At 59.9% G+C, this 12,629-nt stretch carries 10 protein-coding genes and 1 pseudogene; 7 read left to right on the top strand and 4 right to left on the bottom strand.

Annotated features, from left to right (window positions below):
• Window positions 1-47 precede the first annotated feature (47 nt).
• Window positions 48-1,199, top strand: a complete 1,152-nt coding sequence (gene macA / locus BFQ00_RS14170; protein ID WP_065885031.1) for a macrolide transporter subunit MacA — start codon at window positions 48-50, stop codon at window positions 1,197-1,199.
• Window positions 1,200-1,202: 3 nt separating this feature from the next.
• Entirely contained in the window at window positions 1,203-3,161 is a 1,959-nt protein-coding gene (locus BFQ00_RS14165; RefSeq protein WP_065933866.1) for a MacB family efflux pump subunit, read from the top strand.
• 131 nt (window positions 3,162-3,292) lie between these two features.
• Here BFQ00_RS14165 and BFQ00_RS14160 read toward each other — a convergent pair whose 3' ends face one another.
• On the bottom strand, window positions 3,293-3,964 hold the full coding sequence (locus tag BFQ00_RS14160) for a helix-turn-helix transcriptional regulator (protein WP_170827561.1): 672 nt from the start codon (window positions 3,962-3,964) through the stop codon (window positions 3,293-3,295).
• Between the two features lie 160 nt (window positions 3,965-4,124).
• Window positions 4,125-5,567, bottom strand: coding sequence for an aminotransferase-like domain-containing protein (locus BFQ00_RS14155; RefSeq protein ID WP_065933864.1), 1,443 nt, complete (start codon window positions 5,565-5,567; stop codon window positions 4,125-4,127).
• Between the two features lie 158 nt (window positions 5,568-5,725).
• Here BFQ00_RS14155 and BFQ00_RS14150 point away from each other — a divergent pair, with 158 nt between their 5' ends.
• From BFQ00_RS14150 to BFQ00_RS14130, 5 genes are all read left to right on the top strand, one after another.
• Window positions 5,726-5,908 carry a rubredoxin gene (locus BFQ00_RS14150; protein ID WP_065885035.1) on the top strand — a complete coding sequence of 61 codons (183 nt, stop codon included), beginning with the start codon at window positions 5,726-5,728 and terminating at the stop codon, window positions 5,906-5,908.
• 27 nt (window positions 5,909-5,935) lie between these two features.
• On the top strand, window positions 5,936-6,805 hold the full coding sequence (locus BFQ00_RS14145; protein WP_065933863.1) for a sugar phosphate isomerase/epimerase family protein: 870 nt from the start codon (window positions 5,936-5,938) through the stop codon (window positions 6,803-6,805).
• 71 nt (window positions 6,806-6,876) lie between these two features.
• Window positions 6,877-7,509 (top strand): LysE family translocator, encoded by a 633-nt coding sequence (locus BFQ00_RS14140; protein ID WP_065933862.1) that lies wholly within the window; start codon window positions 6,877-6,879, stop codon window positions 7,507-7,509.
• 78 nt (window positions 7,510-7,587) lie between these two features.
• Window positions 7,588-8,646, top strand: coding sequence for a diguanylate cyclase (locus BFQ00_RS14135; RefSeq protein ID WP_065933861.1), 1,059 nt, complete (start codon window positions 7,588-7,590; stop codon window positions 8,644-8,646).
• Between the two features lie 48 nt (window positions 8,647-8,694).
• A complete protein-coding gene (locus BFQ00_RS14130) occupies window positions 8,695-9,924 on the top strand; it encodes a M20/M25/M40 family metallo-hydrolase (RefSeq protein ID WP_065933860.1) in 1,230 nt (409 codons plus the stop codon).
• A gap of 54 nt (window positions 9,925-9,978) precedes the next feature.
• Here BFQ00_RS14130 and BFQ00_RS14125 read toward each other — a convergent pair whose 3' ends face one another.
• Together BFQ00_RS14125 and BFQ00_RS14120 are read right to left on the bottom strand one after the other, a co-directional pair.
• The gene (locus tag BFQ00_RS14125; RefSeq protein ID WP_065933859.1) at window positions 9,979-10,395 is read right to left on the bottom strand and encodes a hypothetical protein; all 417 of its coding nucleotides are present in this window, start codon (window positions 10,393-10,395) and stop codon (window positions 9,979-9,981) included.
• 7 nt (window positions 10,396-10,402) lie between these two features.
• Window positions 10,403-12,629 (bottom strand): annotated as a pseudogene (locus tag BFQ00_RS14120) (RHS repeat-associated core domain-containing protein); the annotation flags it as partial.

Raw genomic sequence — 12,629 nt, 5'->3', positions numbered from 1 at the left:
GGGTGGATTTCCATGCTCAATTAAAAAGCTCAATTCTATGGTCATTTATGCAAACGTCTAAGTTACGCAAAATCGGTATATTCGCAGTGCTGGCGGTTGCCATCGGCTTGATCATTTACACCGTCAAGGCGCCTGCCGATGCGCCCCAGTACCTCACGGCCACGGTTGAACGCGGCGATATTGAAAACGCCGTTCTCGCCACCGGCTTGTTGGAGGGCGTCAAGCAGGTCGATGTGGGGGCGCAGGTTTCCGGTCAGTTGAAGTCGCTCAAGGTCAAGGTCGGTGACAAGGTCAAGAAAGGCCAGTGGCTGGCTGAAATCGATCCGCTGATTCTGCAGAACACGCTGCGCAAGGCCCAGGTCGATGAGGAGAATCTGCAGGCTCAACGCCGCGCCACGGCGGCGCAGGTCAAGCAGGCCAGGTCGGTGTATGAACGCTACAAGGGCTTGCAGGCCGATGAGTCGGTGTCGCGCCAGGATTTCGAGGACGCCGAGTCGACCTTTCAGGTGCAGCAGGCCAATCTGTTGTCTCTGGATGCGCAGATCAAGAGCGCGCACATTCAGATCGACACGGCCAAGGTCAACCTGGCTTATACCCGTATCAATGCGCCCATTGACGGCGATGTGGTGGGTATCGTTACCCAGGAAGGCCAGACGGTCATCGCCAACCAGCTGGCGCCGGTGCTGCTCAAGCTGGCCGACCTGGACACGATGACGGTCAAGGCCCAGGTGTCGGAAGCGGATGTGATTCACATCAGCCCCGGCCAGCAGGTGTATTTCACTATTCTCGGTGAGGCCGACAAGCGCTACTACGCCAAGCTGCGTGGCACTGAACCGGCGCCGCAGAATTTCCTCGAAACCCAGACCGCCGGTGCGCCCAAGCAGAATACGGCGGTGTTTTATAACGCGCTGTTCGATGTGCCCAACCCCGACCACCGCTTGCGCATCGCCATGACCGCCCAGGTGCGTATCGTGCTCGACACCGCCGAGGCTGCGCTGATGATGCCGGTGGCGGCGCTGGGCGCGCGCAATGCCGAGGGCGGCTATGCAGTGCGGGTGCTCGACGCCAAGGGCAGGGCGCAGGTGCGTGAGGTGAAGACCGGTATCAACAACAACGTCAAGGTGCAGATCCTCGACGGCCTGGTCGAGGGCGACAAGGTGGTGATTGGCGACGCCTCGCCTGCCGTGGCGGGGAATTGAGCCATGACTCAACCTCTGCTGGAGCTCAAGGGCATCACCCGCAGTTTCATGGCCGGCGAGCGCGAATTCATCGCGCTCAAGGGCATCGACCTGACCATTCATGCCGGGGAAATGCTGGCGATCATCGGCGCCTCGGGGTCGGGTAAATCGACATTGATGAATATCCTCGGCGGCCTGGATTACGCCACCGCCGGCAGCTACAAGATCAACGGCATCGAAACCCGTTCCCTGGGCGATGAGCAACTGGCGGAACTGCGCCGCGATTACTTCGGGTTTATCTTCCAGCGCTACCACCTGCTGGCGCACTTGAGTGCCTTGCACAACGTGGAAATGCCGGCGATCTATGCCGGCATCCCGGAAGGCCAGCGCCACAGCCGCGCGCGGGAGTTGCTCGGGCGCCTGGGCCTGTCGGGGCATGTCACCCATCGGCCGAGCCAGCTGTCCGGTGGGCAGCAGCAGCGCGTGAGTATCGCCCGGGCCTTGATGAATGGCGGCGAGGTGATCCTGGCCGACGAACCCACCGGCGCCCTCGACACCCACAGCGGCAAGGAGGTGATGCGCATCCTCGCCGAGCTGCACACGGCCGGGCACACGGTGATCATCGTCACCCACGACCCCAAGGTGGCGGCCAATGCCCAGCGTATCGTCGAGGTGTGCGACGGCGAGATTGTCAGCGACAAGGCCAACGACAGTGCCGGCCTGGAGCTGCCCGAAGAAGCGCCGCTCGAGCCCCGGCGCAGCGGCGCGCGGCGCCTGGTGGCGAGCCTGGGGTTGTTCAAGGAAGCGTTCAACATGGCCTGGGTCGCGCTGATTTCCCATCGCATGCGCACCTTGCTGACCATGCTCGGTATCGTCATCGGCATCACCTCGGTGGTGTCGATCTCGGCCATCGGCGAGGGCGCCAAGCGTTATGTGCTCAAGGACATCCAGGCCATCGGCAGCAACACCATCGATATCTTTTCCGGCACCAGTTTCGGTGACAGCCGCGCCTCGGCCATCGAGACCCTGATGCCGTCAGATGTGGACGCGTTGAACCAGCTGTATTACGTCGACAGCGCCACCCCGGTGGTGGGGCGCAACCTGTTGCTGCGCTTTGGCAATATCGACGTGGATGCACAGGTCAACGGCGTCAGCGACCGCTACTTCAAGGTCAAGGGCGTGAAGCTCGAAGCCGGTATCGCCTTCAGCGAAAGTGATGCACGGCGTCAGGCGCAGGTGGTGGTGATCGACCACAACACCCGGCATCGCCTGTTCGGGGCGAACGTCGACCCCCTGGGCCAGGTGATCCTGGTGGGCAACCTGCCGTGCACGGTGATCGGGGTGACGGCGGACAACAAGAACATGTTCGCCGCCAGTAAGGCGCTGAACGTGTGGGTGCCGTATGAGACGGCGGCGGGGCGCCTGTTGGGGCAGCGCCATCTGGACAGCATCACCGTGCGCATCAAGGACGGCCAGCCGAGCAAGGTGGTGGAGGACAACGTCAATAAGCTGATGCTGCAACGCCACGGCACCAAGGACTTCTTCACCAATAACCTCGACAGCATCATGCAGACGGTGCAGAAAACCAGCCGCTCGCTGGCGCTGCTGTTGTCATTGATCGCGGTGATTTCGTTGTTGGTGGGTGGCATCGGCGTGATGAATATCATGCTGGTGTCGGTCACCGAACGCACCCGCGAGATTGGCATTCGCATGGCCGTAGGGGCGCGGCAATCGGATATTCGCCAGCAGTTTCTGGTGGAGGCGGTGATGGTGTGTCTGATCGGCGGGATTATCGGTATCTCGCTGTCCTATGCCATCGGCTATTTGTTTTCGCTGTTCGTGAAGGAGTGGGAAATGGTGTTTTCCCTGGGCTCGATCATCACCGCGTTTGCCTGCTCCACGCTGATCGGCATCGTGTTCGGCTTCGTGCCGGCGCGCAACGCGGCGCGGCTGGACCCCATCGAGGCGCTGGCCCGGGATTGATCTCTATCTGCCAATGAGTAACCAATGTGGGAGGGGGCTTGCCCCGATGGCAGTGTGTCAGTCAATGCATAGGCAAGCTGACACACCGCTATCGGGGGCAAGCCCCCTCCCACCCTTGGACCGATGTCGGCTTAGAGACTGGTGGTGTCTTCGGTGGAGTACATCCACCGCAACAACGAATGCCGTCCGCTGATGCCCAGTTTGATCGCCGCGCGCTTGAGGTAGCTCTCGATGGTGTTGACCTTCAGCGCCAACTGTTCGGCCAACTCCGGCGCGGTGCGCCCGGCCAGCAGGCCTACGCACACTTCCAGTTCACGGTTGGACAGGGTCAACCCCGATTGCACGAGGCGCTCCTGAATGCGCCGCCGCAAGGTCTCGATGCCCTGGTTCTGTGGTTCCTGCGGCGTATTGCCTGGGGGGCATGGCTGGATCGCGCTGATGTGGTTTTCCACCATGGGCAGCAGCAGCGTGGAGAAATCCTCCAGCATGCTGCGCTCTTGCGCCGAGAAGGTCTCGGACTCGTGCGAGCGGTACACCGACAGCACATACCGCACATCGTCCTTACGGCGGGTGAGGTGCAGCTGGGCGGCCGGTTGCTCTTCGCCCAGCGCCACTGCCGAGTCGGTATAGACCGGGCTGATCCTGCGGCGAGTGTGGCCAGCGGCACTCACTCGCAGTTGCGTGATATGGGTGGCGTCCACTGCCAGTTGGGTGAGTATCAGGTCATGCAGCATACGTGGGAAGTGGCGACTGCCGGTGCTGGCGATGACCTTGCCTATATGTGGGAACAGGTGTGAGTTCATCAATTCGTCCATGAGTTTCGAGTGCAGGTATTCGGTCTTATAGCGACGGGGATTAAGACACTAGCCAATGCGAATAACCTGCAGTGATAGTGCTGCCCGCCGAGACGTATGCTAGTACAGCCTGACCAAAGGGTGGGGATTGAATCGTTAAAAAAACAGATTAGCGAGGTTTGACCTGAACGTTTCGTCCTCCGCGTTGCGCAAGCTCCTGGCGCAGCAGCGCTTCAAATACCCGCTGTGCCCGTGGCTCATCACTGTGAGCCACATTGAAGCGCATCAAGTCCCGATGAGCCGGGTCATAGCCAAACAGCAAGCCGGGCGCCAGCACCATGCTGCGCTTCAGGGCTTGCTGGGCCAGCAGTTCGCCGTTGACCCCCGGCGGCAGGCGCGCCCAGATGAACATGCCGCCTTCGAAAGCCATCGGCAGTTCGCAGCCGCAGCGCTTGAGCCATTGCTCGACGCGCCCGCCGGCTTCCATCAGGCGCTGGACCATGCGCTTGCGGTGCTTGGCATAACTGCCTTCGCTGAGCATGCGGTACACGATCTGCTCGAACAGCTCCGAGGTCACGCCGCCGCTCATCAACTTCATGTTGGTCAGGTTGGCGGCCAGTTGTGGCGCGGCCACCACGTAGCTGACGCGGGTATTGGCGCTGAGGATCTTCGAGAATCCCGACAGGTAGGTGACCTGGTCCAGCCCGGCGACGGCGGCCAGGCGTGGCGGTGGGTTGGGGTGCAGGTCGCCGTAGAGGTCATCCTCGACGATATGGCAGTGATACTGCTGGGTCAGTTGCAGCAGGCGAAACGCCTGGCTGGGGCTGAAGGAATGGCCCGTCGGGTTATGCAGCACGCTGGTGGTCAGGTACAGGCTGGGCCGGTGTTCGGCCAGCAGGTGTTCGAGGGCGGTGAAGTCGAAGCCGTCGGGGCGGCGTTCGAGCGTCACCACCTTGACGCCATGCAGGGCCAGGTTGGCGTGGAAGTTGAAGTAGCACGGCGCGTCCAGCAGCACTGTGTCGCCGGGCCGCACCAGCAGGCGCATGAGCATGTCCAGGCCCTGCACGGTGTTGGGGGTGGTGATGATCTGTTCCACCGGCACCGACAGGCCTTCGCCGTGGAGTTTCTGTTGCAGCGCCTGGCGCAACGGCAACAGCCCGGCCGGCGTGCCGAGCCCGGCGATGCGCAGCGACGGCGCGCGCACCACGCTGCGCATGGCCTGGCGGATCGCTTCGCCGTTCAGCCAGTCCTCCGGCAAGTGCCCGCCACCGGGGCGCAGCTCCCCACTGGCAGTGGCCAGTGGCCGGCGCAATACGCTGAGCAGGTCCTGGGGCAGCAGGTCGACCCAGGCCACCGACGCCGGGCGCGCGCTGTCCATCGCGACGAAATAGCCCCGGCCCTGGCTGGACGTGAGCAGGTGCCGCCCGCGTAGACGGTCCAGGGCCTCATTGAGGGTGAACTTGCTGACACCGAGGATTTCGGTCAGCTCGCGCACCGACGGCAACTTGCTGCCGGGTGCCCATTCACCGGCCTCGATGGCCTGGCTGAACGCATCCACGATCTGCTGGACCTTGGGTGTGCCTTCCACAAAGGCGATGGCCGATACCAACATGAAATGTCCTTATGTTTGCCGGTGCTTTTACCGGTGAAGTCAGGCGGGATTAGGCATCACTTTACCTGCCTGGCGCAATGCCATTGCCCTAGACTGCGCGCCATCTCGCCAGGAGTTGGCGAAATTTCCTATACGCGAGCAATGGATTCTGCACTCTCATGAAGACTTATATGTGTGCACCCTGCGGTTTTATGTACGTAGAAGCATTGGGCATTCCGGAGGACGGAATTCCCGCCGGCACCCCTTGGGAAGAGGTGCCTGAAGACTGGACATGCCCGGATTGCGGCGTGACCAAGGCCGATTTCATGGCCATCGAACTCGCTGACGCTGTCACCGCCTGACCCTCCATCAACGAAAGGAATCGCTCCATGGAAAGCAAACTGATCAACCCCGCCGTGCCGTTCTGCACCGGTGTGGCCCACCAGAAATACCTGGCCGCGGAACAGGGCCTGCAAGCCGCCATCGAAGGGCAGTGCACCCATTGGTATGTGGACGGCAGCCTGTTCGGCGAAATGGTCGACGACTGGACCGATGCGCGCATCGAAAGCCTGTTGGCGCAGATCGCCGCCAGTGGGGTCAAGCCGGTGTTCCATGGCAACTTCAAGGCGCCGCTGGGCAGTGACGTCGAGGCGTTTCGCGTGGCGGCGGTGGCCTATGTCAAGCAGGAGATCGATATCGCCAGTCGCCTCGGCGCGCCGCTGATCATTCACGGTGGCTGCATTGTCGAGCCGAAAATGGTGCTCAAGGCCAAGAAAGTGGCGCTGGAGCATTACCTCAAGTCAGTCCAGGAACTGGCCACTTATGCGGCGACCAAGGGCACGGACATCTACCTGGAAAACCTGTCCAACTACGTCAACTATCGTCCTTTCCACTACATCTTTACCCATGAGGCGGAATACGCATTTGTGTTCGAGCGCCTGCAAGCCCACGACAACGTGTATTTCTTCCTCGATGCCGGCCACGCCAACATCGAGGACGGTCTGCCGGCGGCCGTGGTGCGCAAGTATCACCACTTGATCAAGGGCATTTCCTTCAGCAACAACAACGGCGTGCAAGACCAGCACTTCGGCATTCACGACGGCAACTGCGACTATGCCGACGTCATGCAGGCCATTGTCGAAACCAACTGGAAAGGCCTGGTGGCGTTTGAAACCCGCAACCAGACCGCCAAGGCGGCCCTGGCCGACCTGGCCTTGATGTACCGCGAATCCCTGACGACCGAAATCGCCGTCGCCTGATGTCATCCAGGGGTGTGCGCCTGTGGCGTGCGCCCCGTTGTTGCCGTTCTCTCCATTCAAGGTCCCGGACCATGACAAGTGCGTTAACGCTGTCTTCGTTTCTCTACTTCCTGTTGTTCTGCGCCACCATGACCTTCAGTCCCGGTCCCATGACCCTGTTGCTGTTGAGCCTGGGCTTGAAAGATGGCCTGCGCAGTTCGATCCCGGCGCAGATCGGCGCCAGTGTGTCGTACCTGATTTCGATCCTGATCTTTGCCGTGGGCTTTTCGGAGCTGATCAAGGGCAACCTCGCGATTACCCAAGCCATCCAGTTTGTCGGCGTGGCCTACATCCTTTACCTGGCCTACAGGCAGTGGACCAGCAGCGGCGTGTCAATCGACAAGGCCGGCGCCGTGGAGGGTTCGCGCAGCCTGTTCGGCAAGGGTTTGCTGACCGGCTTTTCCAATCCCAAGACCATCATCATGTTCAGCGCCGTGTTCCCGCAGTTTGCCGGGGCGGGTGAACACAGCTCGGCGGCGGATATCGCCATCCTCGGCATGACCTTCCTGCTGCTGCAATTTGCCAGCGGCTGCCTGTACTGCTATTTCGGCCAGCGCATCAAGCACGTGCTGGAAAATCCCAGGCGGCGAGTGCTGCTGCAGCGGATCACGGCGGTGATGTTGCTCGGCGTGGCGGTCATGCTGGCACGCGGCTTTTCGCATTGAAGCATTAGCCTGCAAGCAGTAGTGGCGTTTTGACTTTGCCCTGATAGACTTCAGGGATTCACCCAGGATGCCCCTATCATGCCAGCCGTCGGAGGAAATGGACTTCCGCTCGCTTCGCGCTTGTACAAATCCCGTCTCCTGGGTATGACGCTCGGCTTTGTGTGCGTGGCGTTTGCGATGTATCCGCTGAACCCGTCCCCATGGGTGTGGGCCTGGATGCTGATCAACGCGTTTGTCTGGCCGCACCTGGCGTTTCAAGCGTCGTTGCGTGCCGTCCATGCGTTGCGCAGTGAGCGCCGCAACCTGTTGTTCGACTCCTTCTGCGGCGGGTTCTGGGTTGGTGCGATGCACTTCAATCCGCTGCCCGGCGTCACCACGTTGTCGATGATGAGCATGAACAATGTCGCCATCGGCGGGCCGCGCTTCATGCTGGCGGGGTGGGTGGCCCAGGCCCTGGGTATTGCCACGGCGCTTTTGATATTCGCACCGGCCTTTATTGCCGTGACCAGCCAGGTGCAGTTGTACGCCTGCCTGCCGATCCTGATGCTGTACCCCCTGGTTCTGGGCTGGATCTGCTATCGCCAGGCGCTGACACTGGCGCGGCACAAGCGCGAACTGCTGGCCCTGAGCCGCACCGACAGCCTGTCGGGCCTGCTCAACCACGGCGCCTGGAAAGACCATCTGGAAGTCGAGTTCCAGCGTTGCCGCCGTGGCCCGGCGGGAGCGGCGATTGCGCTGATCGATATCGACCACTTCAAACTCATCAACGACACCTATGGCCATGTCACCGGTGATATTGTTCTGCGCCAGTTGAGCAAGGTCTTGCGCCAGAACCTGCGCGGCACCGACCTTGCCGGGCGCTACGGCGGCGATGAGTTCTGCGTGATCCTGCCGGACATGCCGCTCAACCGCGCCACTGAGGTGATGGACGCCCTGCGTGATCGTTTCAACGCCTTGGCGTACGCCCAGGACCCGACCCTGCGTGCCAGCTTGAGCATCGGCCTGGCGCTGTATCACCCCGGCCATGCCGACTCCATCAGTTGGCTCAACGATGCCGACCGTGCCTTGTACGAAGCCAAAAGCAGCGGGCGCAACCGGGTCAACTCACTGCAGGGGGCTTGGTTGCGGTCCGTTTAGTGGGGTAGGGTGTGGCGATCTCCCTTCAACAAAAACAAGGACCGGTTCATGCCCTTCACCTTCCCCCGTACCCTTCTGGCCGCCACCCTGGCCTTGTCCTTCGCCTTGCCGGCCTACAGCGCCGAACCGCACAAGCAAATCCAGGCGGATGCCGTACAGTACAAGGCCGACGCCCTGAAACTGCTGGAACGCCTGGTGAATATCGACTCCGGCTCCGGCTACGAGCCCGGCCTGGCCCAAGTGCGCGATATTGCCGTGGATGAATTGAAACAGCTGGGTTTCAGTATCCAGCTGGTGCCGGACAAGGCCGCCAACAGCAGCCATGTAGTCGCCACCCTCAAGGGCACCGGCAAGGCCAAGATCCTGCTGATGGCGCACATGGACACCGTGTTCAAGGAAGGCTCGGCCGCCGAGCGTCCGTTCCATATCAAGGATGGCCGTGCTTATGGCCCTGGGGTGATGGACGACAAAGGTGGCATCGTCGCCGGCATCTACGCGCTGAAAGTCCTGAAAAACCAGGGTTTCAAGGACTATGCGCAAATCACCTTCCTGCTCGATGCCAGCGAAGAAACCGGCTCCGACGCCGCGTCCGAACTGATCCGCACCACCGCCAAGGGCCATGACGTGACCCTCAACCTGGAACCCGGCCGCCCGGCCGATGGCCTGGTGGTCTGGCGCAAGGGCAGCGCTACCGCCGTGGTCGAAGTCAAAGGCAAAGCCGCCCACGCTGGCGTCGCGCCCGAATTGGGGCGCAACGCCGCCATGGAAGTTGCGCACCAGATCCTGCAACTGGGCAAACTGGGGGACGAGGAAAAGAAAACCACCATCAACTTCACCGTGCTCAAGGCCGGCGACCGCACCAACGTCATCCCCGACCAGGCCACCGCCAAGGCCGACGTGCGCGCGGCGTTGCCGGAAGAGTTCGACCGCATCGAGAAAGACCTGGCGCGGGTTTCAGCGGACAAACTGATCCCCGAAACCGAAGTCAAGACCACCCTGCAACGCGGGCTGCCGCCAATGCCGCAAACGGCGGAATCGGACAAACTCGTCGCAATTGCCCAGGGCATCTACGGCGAGTTGGGCAAGACCCTGACCATCGAAGGCAGCGGCGGCGCAGCGGATGCAAGCTTGTCGGCCGGGGTAGGGACGCCGACGCTGGATGGGTTTGGGATCGTGGGCGGCAATATTCATACGTCGGAGGAATATGCCGAGGTGGAGAGTGTGGTGCCTCGGGTTTATTTGTTGAGTCGGATGATTATGGAGTTGGCCAAGCGTTGAAGTAGGTCATGCACTTGTGGCGAGGGAGTTTGCTCGCTCGCCACAGGCGGTGGGTTACCAAGTTGATTGGTCTTCGCGGCTGGCTTTTTGGAGGTCGTCTTTCCAGACTTCGTTGGCGAGCCGGTAGATGTCGGCGAAGAAACCTCGGGGATCGGTTATTTCGGTTTCATCCCATGCCATAGTTATATGTCCGTCGTAATTACTTTCAAATTCTTTGGCGAAGTCAAAGTTAGGGTTTTCCAATGCATGCTGAAGCATTGATATTAATATGAATCGATGCCTGTAATTAAGATACATAAGCTCTTTAAGAATAAAATCCCTTATGATTGTTTCTCGCTCCTTGTAATTGTTAGGGTTGTATTTCCAAAGCGCTTCGCCTTTTGTCTCTTCAAGGTCGTATATTGATAGCGCTGCCAAAATATAAGAGATCTTGGGTGTGAACGGGGTATCTCTAAATGGCGATTTCAGCATTGTAACCTCAGTACGGGAAAGCAGTGAATGGACGAGTTATGTTGTTTTTGTCAAACCTTATTTCCACATTATTCATATTTTCTATGTATTTAGGATTGTTTATGTCTTTCTTGTTCGGTTTGTATCCGTGACCTGAGTTTGGTAGTTCCATTTTTACTACAGGATTACCGGCATTGTCATAGCCTGTATACGATGGATTGCTTCCTTGCATTTTGTAAATGGCCTTGTTTAGGGCGTGAAGGTGTATTTTCCAGCTTTTGAATTGAGAGCTGGAATTAACTTTCTCCTTTTTTCCCGTCGCTGGGTTTGTTCCATCTACTGAACGTTTTTGCATCGCTGTGTGTGCTATCTCTTTTCCGTGTTTGGCAACAGTATGCATGTCATATTTTTTTTCCAGCTCAAGCACTCGTCGTTTGGCATTTGCCTCACTCAGCTCCTCTATTCTTGCCCGTCTCTGTTGCCCGGTGGGTTGAGGTACTGATGGCTGTCCTTCATCAACTCTTGCCGTTCCAAGTGGGATTTCTGAGCCGTCTGTTGATTTACATGCAGCCGTACCCGGACAGGTATTAAGACCTATTGGATCAATCCATCCCGTCGGGTTAGTCACGTACCGGTACGCATTGATCCCACCCGCCAGCCTCACCGGATCTGGCGTCAGGTAACGACCGATATCCGGATTGTAGTAGCGATGGCGGTTGTAGTGCAGGCCGCTTTCCTGGTCGTAGTACTGGCCTTGAAAACGTAGTGGGTTGTCGACTTTGCCGACGTCGAGGCGGCTGATTTCTCCGTAGGCGCGGTGGTGCGCGGACCAGACGATTTCACCGTCGGGCGTGGTGAGTTCCTGCGGTGTGCCGAGGTGGTCGAGTTGGTAGTGGTAGGGCTTGATGTCTTCTGGGCCGAAGCCTTCCAGCAGTGCCAAGGGGCGGAAGCTGTCGGGTTCGTAGAGGTAGCTGCGATGGCGATCGGCATGGTGTTCGGCGATCAGCTTGTCGCCTTGCCAGAAGAACTCCGTGGTTTTCTCTTCGATGGTTTTGCTGATACGTCGACCAAACGGGTCATAGCGATAGCTGGCGGTTTGGCCGTTGGGTTTGGTGACGCCAATCAGCCGGTGCTGGCAGTCGTAGCGGTACTCGGTGACGAGTGAATGGCCTTTGCCGCGCCGTTCTCTTATTAGATTTCCAAAAGCGTCATAGTCGTAATGGTGATCGCCTTGGATCATCAGGCGATTGCCCGCCAAGATGTCCGGCCCCGGCCTGTCTTGCATAAGCAAATTGCCGGCGGGGTTGTGGCCGAAACGCTCCTGTACGTCTTGCGAGTGATCGGCGCGGGTCAGGCGGTTTAGCGGGTCGTAGCGGTAACGGTGTTCGCCTTTGCGGGTGTCGAGCAGGCGGGTGAGGTTGCCGGCTTTGTCGTAGTCGTATTGGCGTTGGTAAAGGTGGTTTCCTTGCTGGGTGATGGCGTGGGCGTGCAGGCGGTTTTGGTCGTCGTAGTGGTAGTGGCTGAGCAGTTGGCCTTGTTGGCGTTGGTGTTCGCGACCGGCGTGGAACAGGTGGGAAGTCAGCAGTGAGCCATTCAGCTCGACGGTGGCCAGGTGGCCGCCTTTGTCGTGGTTGAAGGTGACGCGGTTGTTGTCCGGCAGGCGTAAATGCTGAAGTTGGCCGCAGGCGTCATAGCCATAGCGTAGGGTGCCCCAGCCCTGGTGTTCAGCAGTGAGGCGGCTTTGTTTGTCGTACTCGTAGGCCAGCGCCCAGTGGCCGTCTTCGACGCTGAGGAGGTTGCCTTGGCGGTCGTAGGTGTAGTCGACCGTATTGCCATCGGGGAGGGTTTTTCTTACAAGACGACCGGCATGGTCGCGCTCGTAGCGGGTAACAAGCTGACTGCCATCGTCGCCGTGTTCGGTCTTTTCCAGCAGGTTGCCGTTGAGATCGTAGGCGTAGGCGGTGCGTTGGCCGTCGAAGCCGGTTTCCTGTCGGATCAGGCCGTTGGGGTGGTAGTCCAGTTGGTAGGTTTCGCCGACTTCGTTTTCGATTTCGGTCAGCAAAAGGCGGGCGTTGTCGTAGCGGTACTTGACCTGGGTGCCGTCGGCGTTGATGCGGCGGCTGATCAGGTGCAGGCCGTCGGCGTATTCGTAGCGGGTGAAGTGGCCGAGTTCATCGCGTTCGGCGATGATTTTTCCGTAGGGGTTGTAGCTGAATTCCCGCGTAGCGCCGTCCGGCAGTACCCAGCGAGTCAAG

Origin of the sequence: Pseudomonas sp. 28 E 9 (assembly GCF_900004785.1) — a bacterium.
Classification (GTDB): Bacteria; Pseudomonadota; Gammaproteobacteria; order Pseudomonadales; family Pseudomonadaceae; genus Aquipseudomonas; species Aquipseudomonas orientalis_A.
The sequence above is the reverse complement of the archived record's forward strand: the minus strand, read 5'-3'. Positions and strand labels throughout refer to the sequence as shown.